22 protein-coding genes are annotated in these 23,131 nt (G+C 67.3%); 14 read left to right on the top strand and 8 right to left on the bottom strand.

Features of this window, described 5'->3' with window-relative positions:
• Positions 1–40: 40 nt before the first annotated feature.
• Genes AC5Y4Z_RS08335 through AC5Y4Z_RS08320 form a run of 4 tightly spaced genes read left to right on the top strand, consistent with a single transcriptional unit; the run spans position 41 to position 2,491 of the window.
• Positions 41–1,204, top strand: coding sequence for a steroid 3-ketoacyl-CoA thiolase (locus tag AC5Y4Z_RS08335; protein ID WP_499962500.1), 1,164 nt, complete (start codon positions 41–43; stop codon positions 1,202–1,204).
• A 6-nt stretch (positions 1,205–1,210) separates the two neighbouring features.
• A complete protein-coding gene (locus AC5Y4Z_RS08330) occupies positions 1,211–1,597 on the top strand; it encodes a DUF8021 domain-containing protein (protein ID WP_499962498.1) in 387 nt (128 codons plus the stop codon).
• A gap of 7 nt (positions 1,598–1,604) precedes the next feature.
• The gene (locus AC5Y4Z_RS08325; protein ID WP_499962496.1) at positions 1,605–2,051 is read left to right on the top strand and encodes a nitroreductase family deazaflavin-dependent oxidoreductase; all 447 of its coding nucleotides are present in this window, start codon (positions 1,605–1,607) and stop codon (positions 2,049–2,051) included.
• Entirely contained in the window at positions 2,048–2,491 is a 444-nt protein-coding gene (locus AC5Y4Z_RS08320) for a nitroreductase family deazaflavin-dependent oxidoreductase (RefSeq protein ID WP_499962494.1), read from the top strand. The genes AC5Y4Z_RS08325 and AC5Y4Z_RS08320 overlap by 4 nt, the downstream gene beginning before the upstream one ends.
• A gap of 64 nt (positions 2,492–2,555) precedes the next feature.
• Here AC5Y4Z_RS08320 and AC5Y4Z_RS08315 read toward each other — a convergent pair whose 3' ends face one another.
• Positions 2,556–3,461, bottom strand: a complete 906-nt coding sequence (locus AC5Y4Z_RS08315) for an SDR family oxidoreductase (protein WP_499962492.1) — start codon at positions 3,459–3,461, stop codon at positions 2,556–2,558.
• A gap of 14 nt (positions 3,462–3,475) precedes the next feature.
• Positions 3,476–4,234, bottom strand: a complete 759-nt coding sequence (locus AC5Y4Z_RS08310; protein ID WP_499963286.1) for an SDR family oxidoreductase — start codon at positions 4,232–4,234, stop codon at positions 3,476–3,478.
• 104 nt (positions 4,235–4,338) lie between these two features.
• Here AC5Y4Z_RS08310 and echA20 point away from each other — a divergent pair, with 104 nt between their 5' ends.
• The 6 genes from echA20 to AC5Y4Z_RS08280 are packed head-to-tail and all read left to right on the top strand — an operon-like array spanning position 4,339 to position 9,212.
• The gene (gene echA20 / locus AC5Y4Z_RS08305) at positions 4,339–5,082 is read left to right on the top strand and encodes a (7aS)-7a-methyl-1,5-dioxo-2,3,5,6,7,7a-hexahydro-1H-indene-carboxyl-CoA hydrolase (protein WP_499962490.1); all 744 of its coding nucleotides are present in this window, start codon (positions 4,339–4,341) and stop codon (positions 5,080–5,082) included.
• Complete coding sequence (ipdA, locus tag AC5Y4Z_RS08300) at positions 5,079–5,960, top strand: cholesterol ring-cleaving hydrolase subunit IpdA (RefSeq protein WP_499962488.1); 882 nt, start codon at positions 5,079–5,081, stop codon at positions 5,958–5,960. The genes echA20 and ipdA overlap by 4 nt, the downstream gene beginning before the upstream one ends.
• Positions 5,957–6,700 (top strand): cholesterol ring-cleaving hydrolase subunit IpdB, encoded by a 744-nt coding sequence (gene ipdB, locus AC5Y4Z_RS08295; RefSeq protein ID WP_499962486.1) that lies wholly within the window; start codon positions 5,957–5,959, stop codon positions 6,698–6,700. The genes ipdA and ipdB overlap by 4 nt, the downstream gene beginning before the upstream one ends.
• On the top strand, positions 6,700–7,773 hold the full coding sequence (gene ipdC, locus AC5Y4Z_RS08290; RefSeq protein WP_499962484.1) for a (3aS,4S,5R,7aS)-5-hydroxy-7a-methyl-1-oxo-octahydro-1H-indene-4-carboxyl-CoA dehydrogenase: 1,074 nt from the start codon (positions 6,700–6,702) through the stop codon (positions 7,771–7,773). Before ipdB ends, ipdC begins: the two co-directional genes overlap by 1 nt.
• Positions 7,774–7,830: 57 nt before the next feature.
• Positions 7,831–8,478 carry a SatD family protein gene (locus AC5Y4Z_RS08285; protein ID WP_499962482.1) on the top strand — a complete coding sequence of 216 codons (648 nt, stop codon included), beginning with the start codon at positions 7,831–7,833 and terminating at the stop codon, positions 8,476–8,478.
• Complete coding sequence (locus AC5Y4Z_RS08280; RefSeq protein ID WP_499962480.1) at positions 8,475–9,212, top strand: hypothetical protein; 738 nt, start codon at positions 8,475–8,477, stop codon at positions 9,210–9,212. Before AC5Y4Z_RS08285 ends, AC5Y4Z_RS08280 begins: the two co-directional genes overlap by 4 nt.
• A 79-nt stretch (positions 9,213–9,291) precedes the next feature.
• On the opposite strand, the gene AC5Y4Z_RS08275 is transcribed toward AC5Y4Z_RS08280, so the two are convergent.
• The 3 genes from AC5Y4Z_RS08275 to kstR2 all read right to left on the bottom strand — a co-directional run bounded on the left by AC5Y4Z_RS08275 (position 9,292) and on the right by kstR2 (position 12,022).
• Positions 9,292–10,152 (bottom strand): type IV toxin-antitoxin system AbiEi family antitoxin, encoded by an 861-nt coding sequence (locus AC5Y4Z_RS08275; protein ID WP_499962478.1) that lies wholly within the window; start codon positions 10,150–10,152, stop codon positions 9,292–9,294.
• Positions 10,153–10,255: 103 nt separating this feature from the next.
• Positions 10,256–11,416 carry a steroid 3-ketoacyl-CoA thiolase FadA6 gene (fadA6, locus tag AC5Y4Z_RS08270; protein WP_499962476.1) on the bottom strand — a complete coding sequence of 387 codons (1,161 nt, stop codon included), beginning with the start codon at positions 11,414–11,416 and terminating at the stop codon, positions 10,256–10,258.
• 3 nt (positions 11,417–11,419) lie between these two features.
• A complete protein-coding gene (gene kstR2 / locus AC5Y4Z_RS08265; RefSeq protein ID WP_499962475.1) occupies positions 11,420–12,022 on the bottom strand; it encodes a TetR family transcriptional regulator KstR2 in 603 nt (200 codons plus the stop codon).
• 251 nt (positions 12,023–12,273) lie between these two features.
• Here kstR2 and AC5Y4Z_RS08260 point away from each other — a divergent pair, with 251 nt between their 5' ends.
• The 3 genes from AC5Y4Z_RS08260 (at position 12,274) to AC5Y4Z_RS08250 (ending at position 17,556) form a co-directional block, all read left to right on the top strand.
• Positions 12,274–13,902: a PPE family protein gene (locus AC5Y4Z_RS08260; protein WP_499962473.1), complete on the top strand. Its 1,629-nt coding sequence runs from the start codon at positions 12,274–12,276 to the stop codon at positions 13,900–13,902.
• Positions 13,903–14,111: 209 nt separating this feature from the next.
• On the top strand, positions 14,112–15,782 hold the full coding sequence (locus AC5Y4Z_RS08255; protein WP_499963284.1) for a PPE family protein: 1,671 nt from the start codon (positions 14,112–14,114) through the stop codon (positions 15,780–15,782).
• A gap of 121 nt (positions 15,783–15,903) precedes the next feature.
• Positions 15,904–17,556 carry a PPE domain-containing protein gene (locus tag AC5Y4Z_RS08250; RefSeq protein ID WP_499962471.1) on the top strand — a complete coding sequence of 551 codons (1,653 nt, stop codon included), beginning with the start codon at positions 15,904–15,906 and terminating at the stop codon, positions 17,554–17,556.
• Between the two features lie 3 nt (positions 17,557–17,559).
• Here the strand turns inward: AC5Y4Z_RS08250 and AC5Y4Z_RS08245 are convergent, their stop codons facing one another.
• A complete protein-coding gene (locus AC5Y4Z_RS08245) occupies positions 17,560–19,269 on the bottom strand; it encodes a PE family protein (protein WP_499962469.1) in 1,710 nt (569 codons plus the stop codon).
• Positions 19,270–19,512: 243 nt separating this feature from the next.
• Here AC5Y4Z_RS08245 and AC5Y4Z_RS08240 point away from each other — a divergent pair, with 243 nt between their 5' ends.
• A complete protein-coding gene (locus AC5Y4Z_RS08240; RefSeq protein ID WP_499962468.1) occupies positions 19,513–21,165 on the top strand; it encodes a PPE family protein in 1,653 nt (550 codons plus the stop codon).
• 13 nt (positions 21,166–21,178) lie between these two features.
• On the opposite strand, the gene ipdF is transcribed toward AC5Y4Z_RS08240, so the two are convergent.
• On the bottom strand, positions 21,179–21,967 hold the full coding sequence (ipdF, locus tag AC5Y4Z_RS08235; RefSeq protein ID WP_499962466.1) for a (5R,7aS)-5-hydroxy-7a-methyl-1-oxo-2,3,5,6,7,7a-hexahydro-1H-indene-carboxyl-CoA reductase: 789 nt from the start codon (positions 21,965–21,967) through the stop codon (positions 21,179–21,181).
• Positions 21,964–23,112, bottom strand: coding sequence for an acyl-CoA dehydrogenase IpdE1 (gene ipdE1 / locus AC5Y4Z_RS08230; protein ID WP_499962465.1), 1,149 nt, complete (start codon positions 23,110–23,112; stop codon positions 21,964–21,966). Before ipdE1 ends, ipdF begins: the two co-directional genes overlap by 4 nt.
• Positions 23,113–23,131: the final 19 nt, after the last annotated feature.

The following is a 23,131-nucleotide window of genomic DNA, read 5'->3' as shown; positions in this document are numbered from 1 at the left end:
TCGCTTGTCATAGTAATGAAACGTGTTCTAGCCTGGCCCCATGGGTAACCCGGTAATCGTTGAAGCCACCCGCAGCCCGATCGGCAAACGCAACGGATGGCTGTCCGGACTGCACGCCACCGAGCTGCTCGGCGCGGTGCAGAAGGCACTGGTCGACAAGGCCGGCATCGACGCCGGCGACGTCGAACAGGTCGTCGGCGGCTGCGTCACGCAGTACGGCGAGCAGTCGAACAACATCACCCGGGTGAGCTGGCTCGTCGCGGGCCTGCCGGAACACGTCGGCGCCATGACGGTGGACTGCCAGTGCGGCAGCGGCCAGCAGGCCAACGGCGTCGTCGCCGGCCTGATCGCGGCCGGCGCCATCGACATCGGCATCGCGTGCGGCATCGAGGCCATGAGCCGCGTCGGCCTGGGCGCCAACGCCGGCCCGGACCGCAGCATCCTGCGGCCCGAGTCGTGGGACATCGACCTGCCCGACCAGTTCACCGCGGCCGAGCGGATCGCCAAGCGCCGCGGCATCACCCGCGAAGACATCGACGCGTTCGGGTTCGAGTCGCAGGCCCGGGCCAAGCGCGCGTGGGACGAGGGCCGGTTCGACCGGGAGATCTCGCCGATCGAGGCGCCGGTCCTCGACGAGCAGAAGCAGCCCACCCGCGACCGTCACATGGTCTCGCGTGACCAGGGCCTGCGCGACACGACGATGGAGGGACTGAGCCAGCTCAAGCCGGTCCTCGAGGGCGGCATCCACACCGCGGGCACGTCGTCGCAGATCTCCGACGGCGCGGCCGCCGTGCTGTGGATGGACGAGGACAAGGCCAAGGCGCTCGGGCTGCGGCCGCGGGCGCGGATCGTCAGCCAGGCGCTGGTGGGCGCCGAGCCCTACTACCACCTGGACGGGCCGGTGCAGTCGACGGCCAAGGTGCTGGAAAAGGCCGGCATGAAGATCGGCGACATCGACCTCACCGAGATCAACGAGGCCTTCGCGTCGGTGGTGCTGTCCTGGGCGCGCGTCCACGAGCCCGACATGGCGCGGGTCAACGTCAACGGCGGCGCGATCGCGCTGGGGCACCCGGTGGGGTCCACCGGCAGCCGGCTGATCACCACCGCGCTGCACGAGCTCGAGCGCTCCGACCAGACCACCGCGCTGATCACCATGTGCGCGGGCGGCGCCCTGTCCACCGGCACCATCATCGAGCGCATCTGACCCGTAGTGGTCGTTTCCGAACAGAGCCGGATCGCCGCGGCGCAGGCATACATCGATGCGCTGGTCAGCCGCGACGGCGACGCCGTCCCCTTCGCGGCCGGATGCACCCGCGTCGAGCAGGGCATCAAGAACGGGTTTTCGGGAAATCACCTGCGCCGCAGCCTCAATCGCGGCCCGCAGTACCGGGTCATCGCGGACACGACGCCCCCGGACTACCGCATCGCCGGCGACGAGGTGCATGCGGCGTACACCGTGGTGACCAAGGCGGCGCTCGGTGCCCGGCGGCTCGCGGCGCGGGTCACCGAGACGTTCCTGATCCCCGCCGAAAGCCCGAGCGGGAAGGCCGAAATCCACCACATTAGAGTTCGCTTTCGACCATTCATCCAGCGCTAGGACGTCAATGGACAAGCCCAAAAATTTGAACTCGCCCGTGACCGGCTTCATCATCAAGTGGATGTCCCGGGGCAACGCCTGGATGTACCGCGCCAGCAAGGGCAAGTGGGGCGGCACCTTTCAGAAGAGCCCGGTCGCGCTGCTCACCACGACCGGTCGCAAGTCCGGACAGCCGCGCGTGAGCCCGCTGCTGTATATGCGCGAAGGCGAGCGCGTGATCCTGGTGGCATCGCAGGGCGGCCGCGACAAGCACCCGCTGTGGTATCTCAACCTCAAGGCGGACCCCAAAGTCACCGTGCAGATCAAGGACGAGGTGCTGCAGTTGCGGGCGCGCGACGCCACCGCCGAGGAGCGCGAGGAGTACTGGCCGAAGCTGGTGGCGATGTATCCGTCGTTCGACGACTACCAGTCCTGGACCGATCGGGTGATCCCGGTCATCATCTGTGATCCGTGAACCGGATTCGCAACTCCCGACTGATCGCGCTGCTGCTCAAATACTTTGCGCGCGCGCATATCTGGGTGTACCGGCGCACCAACGGCCGAATCGGCGCCAAGCTGCTGCGCTTCCCGGCCGCGCTGGTGACCACGACCGGGCGCAAGTCGAACGAGCCGCGAACCACCGCGACGCTGTACCTGCGCGACGCCGATCGGGTGATCCTGCCGGCGTCCTTCGGCGGGCGCGAGGAGAACCCGCTGTGGTACCTCAACCTCAAGGAGAATCCCGAGGTGCGGGTGCAAATCAAAGATGAGGTGCGGCAGTTGCGGGCCCGCGACGCCACGCCAGAAGAGCGTGACCGCTACTGGCCCCGGCTAATTGACATGTATCCGCGCTACCGGAACTATCGCGAAGCCTCGGACCGGTTGATTCCCCTGGTGGTGTGCGAGCCACGTTGATTCTGCGTCCAGGGCGCGATTCACTCGCACTTTTGCACCGTGAACGCAGAGTCAGCGCAACGGGTTACGCGCCGTAGACCGGGATAGGGGGGCGCGCCTTGGCCAGCAGGTCGGCGACGACGGGCCCGAGCTCGGCGGGATCCCACCGCGCGCCCTTGTCGATCTGCGGGCCGTGCGCCCAGCCCTCGGCGACGCGGATCTTGCCGCCCTCCACCTCGAACACCTTCCCGGTGACGTCGCGCGATTCGGCGCTGCCCAGCCAGACGACCAGCGGCGACACGTTCTCCGGGGCCATCGCGTCGAAATCCTGGTCCTGCGTCGCCATCATCTCGGCGAAGACGGTCTCGGTCATGCGGGTGCGTGCCGACGGCGCGATGGCGTTGACGGTCACGCCGTAGCGGCCCATCTCGGCGGCGCCGACGAGGGTCATCGCCGCGATGCCGGCCTTGGCGGCGCTGTAGTTGCCCTGCCCGACGCTGCCCTGCAGGCCCGCGCCCGAGCTGGTGTTGATGATCCGCGCGTCGACCGTCTTGCCCTCCTTGGAGAGTCCGCGCCAGTACGACGCGGCGTGGCGCATCGTGGCGAAATGCCCCTTGAGGTGCACGGCGATGACGGCGTCGAACTCCTCCTCGCTGGTGTTGGCCATCATCCGGTCGCGGACGATGCCGGCGTTGTTCACCAAAACGTCGAGGCCGCCGAAGGTTTCGACGGCGGACTGGATCAGGCCGGCCGCCTGGTTCCAGTCGGCGATGTTGGATCCGTTGGCGACGGCTTCCCCACCGGCCGCGGTGATCTCGTCGACGACGCCCTGCGCGGCGCTGCCGCCGCCGGCGGGCGAGCCGTCCAGGCCCACCCCGATGTCGTTGACCACCACGCGCGCGCCCTCGGCCGCGAAGGCCAGCGCATGCGCGCGGCCGATGCCGCCGCCCGCTCCGGTGACGATGACGACGCGGCCGTCAACCACTCCCATAGTTTGTTTCTCCTCTACTTGATCGCGCTGGCGTTGGTGGTGGACAGGTAATGCGGCGGCTCGCCGCCCCCGTGCACCTCCAGCGTGGCGCCGCTGATGTAGGACGCCATGTCCGAGGCCAAAAACGCTGCGGCCCAACCGACATCCTCGGGCTTGGCCAGCCGGCCCAGCGGCACGTTCTTGGAGATCGCGGCGATCGACTCCGCGTCGCCGTAGAACAGTTCGGACTGTTCGGTCTCCACCATGCCGACCACGCACGCGTTCACCCGGACCTTCGGCCCCCACTCGACGGCCAGGGTCTGCGTGAGGCTTTCCAGGCCGGCCTTGGCCGCCCCGTAGGCCCCGGTGCCCGGCGACGGCCGGCGGCCGGACAGGCTGCAGATGTTGACGACCGACCCGCCCCGGGGTTGGCTCTGCATTCGCTCGTTCGCGTGCTGTGAAACCGACAGCGCGCCAAGCAGGTTGAGCTCGATGATCTTGCGATTGAACTTTGCGCTGGACTCCGCGGTCAGCACATACGGCGAGCCTCCGGCGTTGTTCACGACGACGTCGAGCCCGCCGTGCTTGTCGGCGATCGAGTCGACCATCGCCTTGACGGCGTCGTCGTCGCGCACGTCGCACGAGTGAAACTCATACGGCAGGCCGTCGACCGGCCGCCGCGCGCAGGTAATGACGGTGGCCCCCTGCCCGGCGAAAACCGAGCTGATGCCGGCGCCCACGCCCCGCACGCCGCCGGTGACCAGAACCACCCGACCGGCCAGCCTTAGATTGATGCCTTCCGAAAGGGGCGAGCCTGCTTCGGGCGGAGTCACTGTGCTAGCGTACCAAGCAAGTGCTTGCTTAGGTAGCCGACCCTATTGTTCCGAGGACGTGCACGTTGACCATCACATCCACCACCACCGAACCGGGCATCGTCGCGGTCACCGTCGACTACCCGCCCGTCAACGCCATCCCGTCGCGCGGCTGGTTCGAGCTGGCCGACGCGATCACCGCCGCCGGCAATGACCCCCAGACCCACGCGGTGATCCTGCGCGCCGAGGGCCGTGGCTTCAACGCCGGGGTGGACATCAAGGAGATGCAGCGCACCGAGGGATTCACCGCCCTCATCGACGCCAACCGCGGCTGCTTCGCCGCGTTCCGCGCGGTGTACGAATGCGCGGTGCCGGTGATCGCGGCGGTGAACGGATTCTGCGTCGGCGGCGGCATCGGTCTGGTCGGCAACTCGGACGTGATCGTGGCCTCCGACGACGCCACGTTCGGCCTGCCCGAGGTCGAACGCGGCGCCCTCGGCGCGGCGACGCACCTGTCGCGGCTGGTGCCCCAGCACCTGATGCGCCGGCTGTTCTTCACCGCCGCCACCGTCGACGCCGCCACCCTGCACCACTTCGGCTCGGTGCACGAGGTGGTGCCGCGGGATCAGTTGGACGAGGCCGCCTTGCGGGTGGCCCGCGACATCGCCGCCAAGGACACCCGCGTCATCCGCGCCGCCAAGGAGGCCCTCAACTTGATCGACGTCCAGCGGGTCAACTCGAGTTACCGCATGGAACAAGGCTTTACGTTCGAGCTCAACCTCGCCGGGGTGTCCGACGAGCACCGCGACGCGTTTGTGAAGAAGCCATGAGCGACAAACGAACCACCCTCGACGAGGCCGTCGCCGGGTTGCGCAGCGGCATGACGATCGGCATCGGCGGCTGGGGCTCCCGGCGCAAGCCGATGGCCTTCGTGCGCGCCATGCTGCGCACCGACATCACCGACCTGACCGTGGTCACCTACGGCGGACCCGATTTGGGACTGCTCTGCTCGGCGGGCAAGGTCAAGCGCGTCTACTACGGGTTCGTGTCGCTGGATTCCCCGCCCTTCTACGACCCGTGGTTCGCCAAGGCCCGCACCAGCGGAGCCATCGAGGCCCGCGAAATGGACGAGGGCATGCTGCGCTGCGGCCTGCAGGCCGCGGCCCAACGCCTGCCGTTCCTGCCGATCCGCGCCGGACTGGGCAGCGCGGTCCCCGACTTCTGGGAGGGCGAATTGCGAACAGTGACTTCGCCCTACCCCACCGACGGGGGGTACGAGACGCTGCTCGCCATGCCCGCCCTGCGCCTGGACGCCGCGTTCGTGCACCTCAATCTCGGTGACAGCCAGGGCAATGCCGCTTACACCGGCATCGACCCCTACTTCGACGACCTCTTCCTGATGGCCGCCGACAAGCGCTACCTTTCGGTGGAACGCGTCGTGCCGACCGAGGAGCTGGTCAAGGCCGTGCCGCCGCAGGCGCTGCTGGTGAACCGGATGATGGTCGACGCGGTCGTGGAGGCGCCCGGCGGCGCCCACTTCACCACCGCCGCACCGGATTACGGCCGCGACGAGAAGTTCCAGCGCCACTACGCCGAGGCCGCCTCCACCGACGAGGGCTGGCAGAAGTTCGTCCAGACCTACCTTTCCGGCGGCGAAGACGACTACCAGGCCGCGGTGCGCGCCTTTGGTGAGGAGGCGGCGAAGTGACCAGCACCCGAGCCGAGATCTGCGCGGTCGCGTGCGCCGAGTTGTTCAGGGACGCCGGCGAAATCATGGTCAGCCCGATGACCAACATGGCCTCGGTCGGCGCCCGGCTGGCGCGGTTGACCTTCTCCCCCGACATCCTGTTGACCGACGGCGAGGCGCAGCTGCTGGCCGACACCCCGGCGCTGGGCAAGGCCGGCGCGATCGAGGGGTGGATGCCGTTCGGGCGCGTCTTCGAGACCCTGGCGTGGGGCCGGCGCCACGTGGTGATGGGCGCCAATCAGGTTGACCGCTTCGGCAATCAGAACATCTCGGCGTTCGGCCCGCTGCAGCACCCGACCCGGCAGATGTTCGGCCTGCGGGGCGCGCCCGGCAACGCGATCAACCACGCCACCAGCTACTGGGTCGGCAACCACTCCAAGCGGGTGTTCTGCGAGGTGGTCGACGTGGTCTGCGGCATCGGCTGGGACAAGGTGGACGCCGACAACCCGGCATTCCGGTTCGCCAACACCTACCGGGTGGTGTCCAACCTCGGGGTGTTCGACTTCGGCGGGCCGGACAGGACGATGCGGGCGGTGTCCCTGCACCCGGGCGTGCAGCCCGACGAGGTTCGCGAGGCCACGTCGTTCGAGGTGCATGGCCTCGACGGGGCCGAGGAAACAAGGCTGCCCACCGACGACGAGCTGCGCCTGATCCGTGCCGTCATCGACCCGAAGGCGCTGCGCGACAGAGAGATCCGTTGATGAGGCTGCGCACGCCGCTGACCGAGCTGGTCGGCGTCGAGCATCCGGTGGTGCAGACCGGGATGGGGTGGGTGGCCGGCGCCCGGCTGGTGTCGGCCACGGCCAACGCGGGCGGCCTCGGCATCCTGGCGTCGGCGACGATGACCCTCGACGAGTTGGCGGCCGCCATCGGCAAGGTCAAGGCCGCGACCGACAAGCCGTTCGGCGTGAACATCCGCGCCGACGCCGCCGACGCCGGCGACCGCGTCGAGCTGATGATCCGCGAGGGCGTCAAGGTGGCGTCGTTCGCCCTGGCGCCCAAGCAGGAGCTGATCGCCCGGCTGAAAGATGCTGGGGCGGTGGTGATCCCGTCGATCGGCGCGGCCAAACACGCGCGCAAGGTCGCGGGCTGGGGCGCCGACGCGATGATCGTGCAGGGCGGCGAGGGCGGCGGCCACACCGGGCCCGTCGCGACCACGCTGTTGCTGCCGTCGGTGCTGGACGCCGTTCAGGGGACGGGGATCCCGGTGATCGCGGCGGGCGGATTCTTCGACGGCCGGGGGCTCGCCGCGGCGCTGTCCTATGGTGCGGCCGGCGTGGCGATGGGCACCCGGTTCCTGCTCACCTCGGACTCCACCGTGCCCGATGCGGTCAAGCGGCGCTACCTGGAGGCCGCGCTGGACGGGACGGTCGTCACCACGCGCGTCGACGGCATGCCGCACCGGGTGCTACGCACCGGGCTGGTGGAGAAGCTGGAAAGCGGCTCCCCGGTGCGGGGTTTCGCGGCCGCGGTGCGCAACGCGGCGAAGTTCAAGAACATGTCCCAGATGACCTGGCGCTCGATGGTCCGCGACGGCCTGGCGATGCGCCACGGCAAGGAGCTGACCTGGTCCCAGGTGGTGATGGCGGCCAACACCCCGATGCTGCTCAAGGCGGGGCTGGTGGAGGGCAACACCGAGGCCGGCGTGCTGGCTTCCGGGCAGGTGGCCGGCATCCTCGACGACCTACCGTCGTGCGCCGAGCTCATCGAGTCGATCGTCCGGGATGCGGTCGAGCACCTGCGGGCCGCGTCTGCGCTGGTAGAGGGCGCGTAGTCGAACCATAGTGAAGGTGATAGCTAAACTTCTCTGGAATTAAGCTATTATCTTCAAATGCCTCGGGTGAAGCGCATTTCTTCACCGCGGGCGACGCTCATCGGCGACGTCGTCGGTTCCCGCCGCGCCGCCGACCGCACAGAGTTGCACCGCGTCGTCGCGGGCGCCCTGCGGTTGGTCGCCGAGGGCGCGATCGACGCCCCGGCGTTCACGGTCGGCGACGAGTTCCAGGGCAGCTACCCCACCGTCGGCGCCGCGATCGACGCCGCCGTGACGCTGCGGCTGGCCGTCGGGCCCGAGATCGACGTCCGGTTCGGCATCGGCTGGGGCGCGGTCACCGTCCTCGACGCCGACGCGGGCATCCAGGACGGCCCGGGCTGGTGGACCGCCCGCGAGGCCATCCAGCGGACCGCCGAAGCCCAGCGGCAGCCCGGACTCACGCTGGTGCGCACGACATTCCGGGCCGACGGCGACGCCCGCGGCGACGTCGCCGCGGTCAACGCCGCACTGATTTGTCGGGACCATCTGCTTGGATCGCTCGATGAGAGATCGTTGCGGATCGTGAGGGGGTTGATGACGGGCCGGACCAAAAAGGAGCTCGCCGCGGCCGAGGGCATCAGCCCGTCGGCGGTGTCCCAGCGGGCGGCGCGCGACGGCCTGGATCTGATTGTCCTTGCCGGCCAATACCTTCGGAGCCTGCCGTGAGCGCGGTGGCGGTCTTCCTGGTGGCGGCCGGGATCGCCGACCTGTGCCGGCGGGCGGTCCGCGCCGCGTGGCCGCCCCTGGTGACCGGGCCGATCGTGGTCGTGGCGTGCGCGACGCTGGGCGCCCTGTGGCACCGGGGGGACGTCCCCTTGCTCGCGCTGGCCGCCGCCGCGGTGGTCGCCTGGGAATGGCTGTGCCGGCGCAGCGAGCGCAGCGGCCAACAGCAAGCGGCCCCGCTGGCCGTGTTCGGGGTCGCGCTGGCGGCGCTGGCCGGATTGTCCGGGTGGTCGTCGCCGGTCGCGGGCGTCGTCGCGCGGTGGTCGGCCTGGGTGCGGCTGCCGCTCCACGACGTCACACCGACCCGGCTGCTGATGATCGGCGGCGTGGTGCTGGTTCAGTTCGCCACCGCAAATCAGTTGGTGCGCCTGGTGCTTGGCTCCGTGGGGGCGGTGCGTCCGGCCGGCGAGCCGCAGCCGTCGGACCGGCTCAAGGGCGGCCGGCTGCTGGGCCCGATGGAGCGCCTGCTGATCCTGAGCCTCGGCGTCGGCGGGCAGGTGGCCGCGGCCAGCGCCGTCGTCGCCGCCAAGGGCATCATCCGCTTTCCGGAGCTGAGCGCCCAAAAGACCCGCAACGGCGGGGTCGGCATCGACGAGGTGACCGAGTACTTCTTGGTGGGCAGCTTCACCAGCTGGCTGCTGGCCCTCGGCGGCATCGCTCTGGTCCTGGCCGCCTAAGCGACGCCCCCACTTACCGCGAGTGTGAATTCCACGACGCGACACGCCGGTGCGGCGTCGTGGATTTCACTTTCGGCGGTCATGGACGCCATCCCGCGGCTCGCATCGCCGCGGCAACCCGGGCGACGAACGTGCCCTGCCGGTATCGCAGCAAGTCACTACTGACCCGGATGATCGTCCAACCCAAGTCGGCCAACGCAACCTGCCGGTCGATGTCCCGGTCGCGCTGCGCCGGATCAGTCCAATGTTGCGGTCCGTCGTACTCGACGCCGACGAGCAGCTCCCGGTAGCCCATATCGATGCGCGCGACGAAGTCGCCGTAGTCATCGAGCACCAGGATCTGCGTTTGCGGTCTCGGCAATCGCGCCTCGATCAACGCGAGCCGGGTTCGCGTCTCCTGCGGTGATTCGGCGCCGCCGTCGACGAGCGGAAGGACAGTGCGGAGCCGGGCCAGACCACGCGCGCCGCGATGTTCGGCCATCACGGCTTCGACGTCGGTGGACTTGACATCGGTGGCGTTCGCTAGGGCATCGAGTCGCTGGACCGCACGCAGGCGTGACGGCGTCCACCGCCCGATGTCGAAAGCCGTTCGCGCCGGGCTCGTTACGCGCATACCGTCGACGTGGACCACCTCACCGGGGAGCAACGTTTCGGTGTGCACCGCGATGCCGGGCGGCGGATGGCGGTTGTCGTGAATCAGGTCGGCGCCGAGTGCGGGATCCACCCACTTGGCCCCGAGAAGCGCCGCCGCGGAGTTGCCCGCAACGATCGCCTCGCGGCGCGACCACAGCCAGGCCGCTTGCGCCCGCTCCACCGCGGTCAGCCCGACGCCCGCGGAGCTGTAGACGCCCGGGTACACCGGCCGGTAGAGGGCGCGCATCGCGCGCTCCGGAATGGCCTTGGCGGCCAGGGCCTCACTGCCCAGAAACAGCTCCGTCATGCCCCGATGCTGCCAAGGCCGACCGACAACGCCGCGAGTGTGAAATCCACGACGCGACACGCCGTTGCGGCGGGGTGGATTTCACACTCGGCGATGAAGAGGGCTACAGGCGCTCGATGATGGTGACGTTGGCGGTGCCGCCGCCCTCGCACATCGTCTGCAACCCGTAGCGGCCGCCGACGCGCTCGAGCTCGTTGAGCATGGTGGTGAACAGCTTGGCGCCGGTGGCGCCCAGGGGATGACCGAGCGCGATCGCGCCGCCGTTGGGGTTGACCTTCTCCGGGTCGGCCTTGATCTCCTTGAGCCAGGCCAAAACCACCGGCGCGAAGGCCTCGTTGATCTCGACGGTGGCGATGTCGTCGATGGACAACCCGGTCTTGTCCAGGGCGTAGCGCGTCGCCGGGATGGGCCCGGTGAGCATGAACACCGGGTCCGCGGCGCGGGCGCTGATGTGATGAATCCTGGCGCGCGGGGTCAGCCCATGGTCCTTGACGGCCTGCTCGGAGGCGAGCAGCACCGCGCTGGCGCCGTCGGAGATCTGGCTGGCCATCGCGGCCGTCAGGCGTCCACCCTCGACGAGCGTCTTGAGCCCGGCCATCTTCTCCAGCGACGACTCGCGCGGGCCCTCGTCGACCCGGAACGGACCGGATTCGGTTTCGACGGTGATGATTTCGTCGTCGAAGTGTCCGCCGCGGATCGCCGCGAAGGCGCGCTCGTGGCTGGTCAGCGAGTAGCGCTCCATCTCTTCGCGCGACAGGTTCCACTTCTCGGCGATCAGCTCCGAGCCGCGGAACTGCGAGATCTCCTGGTCGCCGTAGCGGTGCAGCCACTGCTTGGACTCGTTGGTCGGCGAGGTGAAGCCGAACTGCTCGCCGACGGTCATCGCCGACGAGATCGGGACCTGGCTCATGTTCTGCACGCCGCCGGCCACGATGAGGTCAGCCGTGCCGGACATAATCGCCTGCGCGCCAAAGGAAATGGCCTGCTGGCTGGAACCGCACTGCCGATCCACGGTGACGCCGGGAACCTCTTCGGGATAACCGGCGGCCAGCCACGAGAGACGGGCGATGTTGCCGGCCTGTCCCCCGATGGCGTCGACGCAACCGGCGATCACGTCGTCGACGGCGGCGGGGTCCACGTCGACGCGATCGAGCAGGCCGCGCCATCCCAGCGCGCCGAGGTCGACGGGATGTATTCCGGCCAGGGCGCCATTGCGCTTGCCGACCGCGGTGCGCACGGCGTCGATGACGTAGGCCTCAGGCATATTTCATGCTCCTTCTTTGGTGATGCCGCCAAGCACGATGGCGAGATATTGCCGGCCCACCTGCTGCGCGGTGAGCGGCCCGCCGGGCTGATACCAGCGCACCGACACCCAGGTGGTGTCACGGATGAAACGGTAGACGAGGTCGACATCGAGGTCGGGCCGGAAGTAGCCCTCGTCGACGCCCTGATTGAGCACCTCGACCCACATCTTGCGTTGTTGGCGGTTCATGTCCTCGATGTAGGAGAACCGGGACTGCGCTAACAGCCTTTTGGCCTCGTCCTGGTAGATGACGACCTGGGCGTGGCGGTCCTCGATCGCCTCGAACGACGCCATGAACAGGCCCTTGAGCCGCTCCAGCGGATTGGCCTCGGTGTCCATGATTTCGCGGTAGCGGACGAACAGCCAATCCAGGAAGCTACGCAACAGCTCGTCCACCATCTCCTCTTTGGACGAGAAGTGGTGGTACAAACTGCCGGACAGGATGCCGGCGCCGTCGGCGATGTCGCGCACCGTGGTGGCGCGCAGGCCGCGCTCGGCGAACATGGTCGCGGCGAGCTCGAGCAACTCGTCTCGCCGGCTATTCGCCTGACCGGCCACTCGGTCCATCCGCCCAGGGTATCAACCAAGCGCTTGCTCGGCCAACCAATCGTATCGATTGAGGAAGAAGCGGCCATTAATTATCGGGTACGTCAACAAATCAAGTGTTTTTAGAAATTCTTGTCAATCTCAAATAGATGCGCTTTCAGCGTCGTAGCATCCTGATGGCGCGGATTCCCCTAACCGGAGGACCTGCATCGCCGTGAAAAAACCCGCCGGTCGCGTGGGCAGCGGCCGGAAAAACGCCGAGGAGGCCAATCATGGTGAATTTTCCGATGTTGCCGCCGGAGATCAATTCGCTACTGATGTTCAGCGGTGCGGGTTCTGCCCCGATGTTGCAGGCCGCGGCGGCCTGGAACGGGTTGGCCGATGAATTGGGCTCCGCGGCGGAGTCGTTTTCCTCGGTGACCTCGGGGCTGGCCGGCCAGGCCTGGCAGGGCCCGGCATCTCAGGCCATGACGGCGGCGGCCACTCCATATGCGGGGTGGCTCAACGCGGCCTCGGCGCAGGCGGCCGGGGCGGCCGCCCAGGCCCAGGCGGTGGCCGGCGCCTTCGAGGCCGCTCAGGCCGCGACGATTCATCCGTTGCTGGTCGAGGCCAACCGCAACGCGTTCGTGCAACTGGTGCGATCGAATTTCCTCGGGCTCGCCGGGCCGGCGATCGCCGCCGCCGAGGCGCAATACGAGGAGATGTGGGCCGCCGACGTGTCGGCGATGACGGGATACCACGCCGGTGCGGCTGCAGCCGCCGCACAGTTGAACCCCGTCGCGCAGCTGCTGCAGAACCTGCCCAACATCGGTATCGGCAACAAGGGCGGCACCGGCAACATCGGTAACGGCAACAACGGCGCCGCGAACGTCGGTAGCGGCAACACCGGCAGCGGCAACTTCGGCGGCGGCAACAACGGCAACAACAACGTCGGTAGCGGAAACATCGGCAATAACAACTTCGGCAGCGGAAACATCGGCATCGGCAACATCGGCATGGGAAATACCGCGATCAGCAGCAATACCGGCGCCAACGTCGGGTTCGGCAATACCGGCAACAACAACATCGGCCTGGGCAACACCGGCATCGGAAACCAAGGCGCCGGCAACAACGGCAACAACAACATCGGCTTCGGTCTCACCGGCAACAATTTGGTCGGTATCGGGAACGCGTACTACAACACCGCCACCGGACAATTCACTTTCGCCGGGTTGAACTCCGGCACCAACAACATCGGCTTCGGCAACTCCGGCACCGGCAACATCGGCTTCTTCAACTCCGGCGACGGCAATGTCGGTATTTTCGACTCGGGCTCCAATCTCATTCCCGCCAACCTGGGCAAACTGCAAGGCATCGGTATCGGAAACTCGGGCTTCGGCAACATCGGCTTCGGCAACACAGGGCAGGGCAACTTCGGCTTCGGCGATGCCGGCCAACTGAACACCGGCTTCGGCGACGCGGGGGCCAACAACACGGGCGTCGGAAACTCGGGCAACTTCAACACCGGCATGAACAATTCGGGCAGCGTCAACACGTTCAGCGGGAACTCCGGCAACGTGAACACCGGCTTCTTCAACTCAGGCAACGTGAACACCGGCTTCGGGATCACCACCGATTCCGGTGCCACCAACTCGGGCTTCGGCAACGTAGGCACCGACGTCTCCGGCTTCAACAACACCGCCACCGGTCCCAATGCGGGCGCTGTATCGGGATTCTTCAATAAGGTTAGCGGCGGTACCTTCTTCAACGGCGACATATCGGGCTTCTTCAATACCGGTGTCACGGGCGCCCTACCCGCCTTCCCGATCGGATTCGTCGCCGGCCTCGACTCCGGCATGTTCAACTCGGGTACCGGTGTGGCGGGCTTCTTCAGCCTCACCCAGTTCCTGAAGAACCTGTAGGTAGCTGCGGCGCACCGCCGCGGTTCACACCATCGGCCGGCGCCACCGGCATCAGCAATCATCCTGTGCTGCCTATCCCTGCCAAAATCCAACATCCGAAACGCGAACGCCGTAGCATCTGCGGCGAAATCACTCGTTTTCATTCGGGCACCGTTCCCTCGGGCAGCGGCAGAGCAAACGGCTAGGAGCCAAGCGTGGTGAGTTTTCCGATGTTGCCGCCGGAGATCAATTCGTTGCTGATGTTCGATGGCGCCGGCCCTGCGCCGATGTTGCAGGCCGCGGCGGCCTGGAACGGGTTGGCCGACGAACTGGGCGCCGCGGCGGAATCGTTTTCGTCGGTGACCTCCGGGCTGGCCGGCCAGGCCTGGCAGGGCCCGGCGTCGGCGGCGATGCTGGCCGCCGCCACTCCCTATGCCGGCTGGCTCAACACCGCGTCGGCGCACGCGGCAAGTGCGGCCTCGCAAGCCCAAGCGGTGGCCAGCGTGTTCGAAACCGCCCAGCAGGCCACGATCCATCCGCTGGCCGTGGCGGCCAACCGCAATGCGTTCGTGCAACTGGTGCGCTCGAACTTCCTTGGCCTGGCCGGGCCGGCGATCGCCGCCGCCGAGGCCCAGTACGAGGAGATGTGGGCCGCGGACGTCGCGGCGATGACGGGCTACCACGCGGGCGCGTCGGCCGCCGCCGCGCAGCTGAACCCCGCGGCCAGCCTGCAGGACTTCCTGGCGAATCTGGGCGTCGGCAACAAGGGCATCGCCAACCTGGGTAACGGCAATACGGGAAACAACAACCTGGGCAGCGGAAACATCGGCAGCCAGAACGTCGGCGGCGGAAACAAGGGCAGCGGCAACGTCGGAAGCGGTAACACCGGCAACTCCAACTTCGGCTCGGGCAACCTCGGCAACGGCAACGTCGGCTTCGGAAACATCGGCGATGCCACGGTCAACCTAGTCCCGGGCAACAACAACGTGGGGATCGGCAACACCGGGAACAGCAACATCGGCCTCGGCAACACCGGCAACGGCAACTACGGCGGCGGGAACACCGGCACCGGGAACATCGGCTTGGGCAACACCGGCAACAACAACTGGGGCCTGGGACTGTCCGGCAACAATCGGTTCGGCATCGGGGACACCTACTTCGACCGGGCCACCAACCAGTTCCACCTTGGCGGGCTGAACTCGGGCAGCGGCAACATCGGCATCGGGAACTCCGGCACCAACAACGTCGGCTTCTTCAACTCGGGCACCGGCAACGTCGGCATCTTCGATTCGGGAACCAACCTCGGAGTACTTCCCAGCAGCCACAACAACTTTGGCATCGGGAACTCGGGCGCCGGCAACTTCGGCATTGGAAACTCGGGCACCCTGAACAGCGGCATCGGGAACACGGGCACGATCAACACGGGATTCGGAAACTCGGGCAGCTACAACACGGGCGCCGGGAACGCGGGCATCGTCAACTCGGGCTTCGGGAACGCGGGAGACATCAACACGGGCAACGGGAACTCGGGCAACAGCAACACGGGGATGTGGAACGCGGGCAATGTGAACACCGGGGTCGGGTCCGCCACCGATACCGGCCAGGTCAACTCGGGCTTCAACAACACGGGGGCCGGTAACTCGGGCTATGGCAACACCGGCAATCAGATGTCGGGCTTGCTCAACACGGCGCGGGGCGGCGTTGCAAACGAAGGAATCTCGGGTTTTTCCAACCTGGCGTCGGGCGGCTCGAACACTGACGGCGGCATGTCGGGCTTTTTGAACACCGCCGTTACACAGGCGGCGTTGAATCAACCCGTCGGCTTCTACAGCGGATTCAACTCGGGCTTGTTCAATATCGGCACGGGCATCGCGGGCCTGTTCAACATCGGTCGCCTGTAGGGCTATTGACGAAAATGCAAACTCTGTTCGCGACGTCGTTGTAGCATCTGTCGCATACCGCCCCGTCCCAGCCGGGGACCAGCTGTTTCCCGGTGGCGGTCTACAAGTTGGGAGGTCTATCGTGGTCAATTTTCCGATGTTGCCGCCGGAGATCAATTCGTTGCTGATCTTCGATGGGGCGGGCGCTGCGCCGATGTTGCAAGCGGCGCAAGCGTGGTCGGGGCTGGCAGAAGAGTTGGGCACGGCGGCGCAGTTGTTCGCCGCGGTGACTTCCGGATTGACCGGCCAGGCGTGGCAGGGTCCGGCGGCTCAGGCGATGGCGGCCGCGGCCACACCGTACAGCGGGTGGTTGAGCGCGGCGGCGACTCAGGCGACCGCGGCGGCCGGGCAGGCGCGCGCGGTGGCCAGCGCGTTCGAAGCCGCCCAGGCCGCGACGGTCCATCCGCTCGCCGTGGCGGCCAACCGCAACGCGTTCGTGCAGTTGGTGCGGTCGAACTTCCTCGGGCTCGCCGGGCCGGCGATCGCCGCGGCGGAGGCGCAGTACGAGGAGATGTGGGCCGCGGACGTGGCGGCGATGGTCGGCTACCACGGTGGGGTGTCGGCGGCGGCGGCGCAGCTGGTGCCCGCCCAGACGCTGCAGGGCCTGCTGTCCCAGCTGCCCAACCTGGGGCTCGGCAACATCGGCAACGCCAACGTCGGCGGCGGCAACAAGGGCAGCGGCAACGTCGGTAGCGGCAACAACGGCAGCTCCAACCTGGGCGGCGGGAACGTCGGCAACAACAACGTCGGCAGCGGCAACACGGGCAACCACAATTTCGGCGCCGGAAACATCGGCGCGGGAAACATCGGGTTCGGAAACTGGGGCAACACGTCCACCACGGGCGGCAACGTCGGCATGGGAAACACCGGCAACAACAACGTCGGCCTCGGGAACCAGGGCATCGGAAACTACGGCGGCGGCAACGTCGGCAACGGCAACATCGGTGGCGGGAACCAGGGCAACAACAACGTCGGGTTCGGGCTGACCGGCAACAACCAGGTCGGCATCGGAAACACCTACTTCGACAGGGCCACCAACCAGTTCCACCTCGGTGGCCTGAACTCGGGCACCGGCAACATCGGCTTCGGGAACTCGGGCAGCGGCAACATCGGGTTCTTCAACTCCGGCACCGGCAATGTCGGCATCTTCAATACGGGTGCCAACACCCTGACAAACGGGCACCTGAACGACTTCGGCTTCGGCAACTCGGGCAGCAACAACATCGGCTTCGGCAACTCGGGCATCGGCAACACGGGCATCGGCAACTCGTGGCAATCCAATACGGGCTTCGGGAACTCCGGCGCCCAGAACACCGGATTCGGCAATGCGGGCCAAAACAACACCGGCAACTGGAATTCGGGCAACGTCAACACCGGAGACGGGAACTCGGGCTTCGTCAACACCGGAATGTGGAACTCGGGCAGCACGAACACCGGCGTCGGCGTCACCACCGATTCGGGCCTGCCCAACTCGGGCTACGGCAACGTGGGTAGCAACATCTCGGGCTTCTTCAACACGGCCGGCGGCGGCGTCTTCAACGGTGAGGTGTCCGGTTTCTTCAACACGGTCACCGGCGGCAGTTTCGCGAACTGGCAGGTTTCCGGCGTCGGTAACCACATCGTCCCGGACAGCCCGCTGATCATCTTGTTCGGCTCCAGCGGCTACGCCTCGGGCCTGTTCAACATGAGCACCACGGCGTCCGGAATCTTCAACCTGAGCCGGATGATGGGTTGACGGTCATGGCATCGGGTGCGGTGAACCGAACAGGATCGTGTCCAGCGCGTAGGCGATGGCGATCAACTCGAAACCGCCTGCGAGCGTGACCAATCCGACGTTGGCGGCCAGCGGATCACCGAGCGCGTTCACCAGCCCGGAAAGGGGGTGGCCGTCGAGCATTTGGGTGATCCCGTTTCCGAACAGGTTGGCATCGTAGGACGGGAGGGTGAACGCGATGGCCGTCGCGATATCCGCGGTCGGCAGCAGCGTCCCGTAGGCCGTCGAGAGCGTCGTCGCCAATCGGCCGGCGACGGTGTTGTTGGCCGACTGCAGCGCCGCGATGACGGCGTCGGCCGTCGACACCGGCGACATGGGCGGAGCCGGAAGCGTGAACCCCGACATGCCCGACGGCGACAGCTGCGGCAGTGAGGGAGGCCCCTCGGCGCGAAAGTCGCTGACGGCCAACGTGATTCCCTGCTGGGTGCCGATGACCAGATCGCGGCCGAGGGCGGTGGTCGCGCTGAGCGGTGGCAGGAAGCCGAACGACGTGGGGACGTTGGCGGGTCCGGTGGAATAACCGAAAGCCGGGTCGCCATAGCCCCAGTTGACCAGGTACCTCAGGTCCGGCTGAAGCAAGTCGGCCAACGGGTTCCCGACGTATGGAAGAAGACGCAGCGGGTCCAGCAGCGGCAGGTTCTGGGTCGGAATCATGTAGTAGGTGGTCTGGGTGGGTCCCTGGGTAGGCAGCTGCACTTTGGTGTCGATTTGCGTCGACGTGAGGAGGGGGTAGTTGCCGTGCACCAGGGGGATGCCCATCAACGCGTTGAGGTCGGCGAGGAAATCGATCGGGTACTGCGGGAAGTCGGCGAAACCGTCGTATTCGAGCGTGTAGATGACGGTCGGAAAGGCATTGCCGGGCGTCGCGCCGTAGAAGGTAAAGCCGAGACTCGGCAGGCTCAGACCGGCGAAACGTGCGAACACCCCACCGTTGGGGTTCATCGGATCGCCCAGCAGCACGAAATTGACCTGGGGACTCGACACGCCCTCGGCGAGGAGTCTCGGCATCTCCAGGGACGCCACGATCGCGCTCTGGGAGTAGCCCAAGACGGCGATGGGACTTCCGGGCGGCAGGGCGGCGAGCTGTTGCAGGATGGCGTTGTTGAGCGCGGTGACCCCGCGGGCCACCGAGATGTCGAGCGTCAAGTCTTTGACGCCACTGAACGGATACAACCCGTTCGCGATGGTGACGGGCTGGGGCGCGGTGGCCGACGGGAAATTCGGCTGGACGTAGTTGGTGTAGACGTCGTGCAGATAGGTGGGTGACGGTGTTGGCACGCCGCTTTCGCTCATGATCAAGGCGGCGGCGACCGGCGGATCCGAAAATGCCGACCGCAGCGCCACACCTGGGGAGGCACCGCCGGTAAGGGGCGCCAACATCGTCCCGAGTGCGCTTGACGCCGCCATTTCGGCGTCCGCGTAGGCGTCGCCGGCCGCGGCCAACGCCTGCCCGAACGCGTCGTGAACCATCGCCGCCCGCCGAATGAGGGCCTGATATTCCCGCGCGTACGCGTTGAAAAGCGTCGCCGTGGTCGTGGACACCTCATCGGCGGCCGCGGGAATCAATTCGGTCGTCGGGGCGGCGGCATCGGCCTGCTCGATCGCCCAACCGATTCTGGCGACATCCGCAGCGACCGCCGCGATCCGCTGGGGTTGCGCAAACACCGTCGCCATCGGCCGACCTTCCCACTCGTGGGATTTGTTGAGCTGTCCGCCTCGGTACGGATCTTATCCCCGCCGGAGTTATTTACGCCCGCGCAACAATGGATTTCGCGTCGGCCCCGATAAATATCTTTTTGGCCCAAACATCTGGTATCCGCCCTGCCGCCGTCCTAGCATTTCATGCGAACCACCTCATTCCACTCGCGCACCGATCGCCGCGGTGGCGACCGGTGAAAATCCGGTAGGAGGTGCGAGATGGTCAATTTTCCGATGCTTCCTCCTGAGCTCAATTCTTTGCTGATGTTCAGCGGCGCGGGCTCAGCCCCGATGTTGGAGGCCGCGGCCGCCTGGAACGGACTGGCCGATGAGCTTGCGGCAGCGGCGAATTCGTTTGCCTCGGTGACCTCCGGCGTGACCGCCCAGGCGTGGCAGGGGCCGGCGTCGGCGGCCATGGCGGCCGCGGCCGCGCCGTATGCGGGCTGGCTCGGCACCGCGTCGGCGCAGGCGGCCGGCGCCGCCGCGCAGGCGCAGGCGGTGGCGAGCGCCTTCGAAGCCGCCCGGCAGGCAACGGTTCATCCGCTGCTGGTGGCGGCCAACCGCAATGAGTTCGTGCAGCTGGTGCGGTCGAATTTCCTCGGGCTCGCCGGACCGGCGATCGCCGCGGCCGAGTCGCAGTACGAACAGATGTGGGCGGCCGACGTCTCGGCGATGGCGGGCTATCAGGCAGGCGCCGAGACGGCCGCCGCGAACCTGAATCCGCTCGCGCAGCTGCTGCAGGCCCTGCCCAACCTCGGTGTCGGCAACAAGGGCGGCACCGGCAACATCGGCAACGGCAACACCGGCAGCGCCAACATCGGTAGCGGAAACACCGGCAGCGGAAACGTGGGCGGCGGCAACGGCACCGCCGCGCAGCCGGCCCTCAACAACATCGGCAGTGGCAATCAGGGCAACAACAACTTCGGCGGCGGCAACGTCGGCAACGCCAACATCGGTTTCGGCAACTTCGGCAATCCCAGCACCAGTACCAGCCCGGGCCACAATGTGGGCTTCGGCAACACCGGCAACAACAACATCGGCCTGGGAAACTTCGGTGACGGCAACCGGGGCGGTGGGAACACCGGCAACAACGATATTGGCTTCGGCCTCACCGGCAACAACCTGATCGGGATCGGCAACGCGTACTACGACACCACCACCGGCCAGTTCACCTTTGCCGGGCTGAACTCCGGCGCCGGCAATATCGGCTTCGGCAATTCGGGCACCAACAACATCGGCTTCTTCAACTCGGGCCACGGCAACGTGGGGATCTTCAACGCGAACCTCACCGGGCCAGGCACCTTCCCGAACTTCGGCATCGGAAATTCCGGCACCGGCAACATCGGCTTCGGGGAATCGGGCGCCGGAAACTTCGGCTTCGGGAACTCCGGCCTGGCCGACACCGGGTTCTTCAACTCGGGCCAGCTCGACACCGGCGCCGGGAACGCGGGCGGCTTGCTGTTCTCGGGCGGCGACACGGGCTTCGCGAATTCGGGCAACAACAACACCGGCAACGGGAATTCCGGGAATACGAACACCGGCTTCTGGAACTCGGGCAACGTGAACACCGGCTTCGGGTTCACCACGGACTCCGGTGCCGTCAGCTCGGGCTTCGGCAATACCGGCCCCAATGTCTCGGGCTTCTTCAATTCGGCCACCGGCCCTGGATTTATCAACGGCGGCATCTCGGGCATCGGAAATACGGCCACCGGCGGGACGCTCGGCTCCGGCTTCATGTCGGGCTTCTTCAACACCGGCACCGTCAACAGCACGACCGGGATAGCCGGGGTCGTCTCGGGCGTGGCGAACTCCGGCAATCAGCTGTCGGGCGTGTTCAACATCGTGAGCCTGTTGAAGCAACTGGCGTCCTGATCCGGAGGCACCGTCACGGGTGCTGGCTGGAAACCGAAATCACCTCTCCGGTGAGATAACTCGAGTAGTCGCTGGCCAGAAACGCGATGGTGGAGGCGATTTCCCACGGCTCGGCGGCGCGGCCGAATGCCTCGCCGGCCGACAGCCGGTCCAGCAGGTCGGCCGAGGTGGTCTTGTCCAGGAACTTGTGCCGCGCGATGCTCGGCGACACCGCGTTGATCCGGACCCCGTATTCGACGGCTTCGATTGCGCTGCACCGGGTCAGCGCCATCACGCCGGCCTTGGCCGCGGCGTAGTGGGACTGCGAGTGCTGGGCGCGCCAGCCCAGGACGCTGGCGTTGTTGACGATCACGCCGCCGTGGTTGGCCTGGCGGAAGTAGCGCAGCGCCGCGCGGGTGGCGCGGAACACTGACGTCAGCGTCACGTCCAGGACGCGGTCCCATTCGTCGTCGGTCATGTCGACCACCGGCGTCTGCCCGCCCAGCCCGGCGTTGTTGACCAGCACGTCGATGCGGCCCAGGCGGGCGGTGGTCGAGTCGATCAGGGCCTCGACCTGCGCGGTCGACGTCACGTCGCACACCGCCTTCTCGACGCGGCCCAGGCCCAGCGCGGACAACTCGTCGGCGGTCTCCCCCAGCCGCCGCTCGTGGTGGTCGGACACCATCACGTCGGCCCCCTCGGCCAGGGCCCGCCGGGCGGTGGCCGAACCGATCCCGGTGCCGGCGGCGGCGGTGACGATGACCACCTTGCCTTTCAGGAGCCCATGTCCGGCAACCTCTTTCGGCGCTTCCGACAGACTCATCCTTTGACCTCTCGCGGTAGGCCGAGCACCCGCTCGGCGATGATGTTGCGCTGGATCTCGTTGGAACCGCCGTAGATGGTGTCGGCGCGGGTGAACAGGAAAAGCCGCTGCCACTCGTCGAATTCCCCGTCGGACAGCGCCAGCGACGGCTTTCCGATCACGTCCATCGCCAGCTCACCCAGGTCGCGATGCCAGTTGGCCCACAACAACTTCGACACGTTGTCCTGGCCGGGCTGCTCGACATCCATCGTTGCGAGGGCATACGAACGCATGGCCCGCAGGCCCGTCCACGCCCGGGTCAGGCGCTCCCGGATGAACGGGTCGTCGGCGGCACCGTTGCGCTGCGCGAGCTCGGTGAGGTTGGAAAGCTCACGGGCGTAGCGGATTTGCTGCCCGAGGGTGGAAACACCGCGCTCGAACGTCAGCGTTCCCATGGCGACCCGCCAGCCGTCGCCGGGCTCGCCGACCACCAGCGAGGCATCGGTGCGGGCGTCGTCGAAGAACACCTCGTTGAACTCCGAGTCGCCGGTGAGCTGGATGATCGGGCGGACCTGCACGCCCGGCTGATCAAGCGGCACAAGCAGATACGACAGCCCGGCGTGCCGCTTGGAGCCCTTCTCGGTGCGCGCGACCACGAAGCACCACTGCGCCCAGTGCGCCAGCGACGTCCACACCTTCTGGCCATTGATCACCCACTGGTCGCCGTCGAGCTCGGCGGTGGTCGCCACGTTGGCGAGGTCGCTGCCGGCGCCCGGTTCGGAATATCCCTGGCACCACAGCTCGGTGACGTCGAGGATGCGGGGCAGGAACCGCTGCTGCTGCTCGGGGGTCCCGAACGCGATCAGCGTCGGACCCAGCAACTCCTCGCCGAAGTGGTTGACCTTGTCCGGCGCGTCGGCCTTGGCGTACTCCTCGTAGAAGGCGACCCGGTGCGCGGTCGAAAGGCCGCGGCCGCCGTGCTCGACCGGCCAGCCCAGGCACGTCAAACCAGCCTTGGCCAGATGCTGATTCCAGGCCCGTCGTTCCTCGAACGCCTCGTGCTCGCGTCCCGGTCCGCCGAGACCCTTGAGGGCGGCGAATTCACCGACCAGATTGTCGGCGAGCCAACCTCGAACCTCAGCCCGGAACTCCTCGACGTCCTGCATGCCTTGTACGGTAACCTAC

The sequence above is a fragment of the Mycobacterium sp. NGS63 genome (assembly GCF_059812295.1).
Note: the sequence above shows the minus strand (reverse complement) of the source record. Positions and strands in the feature narration are given on the sequence as shown.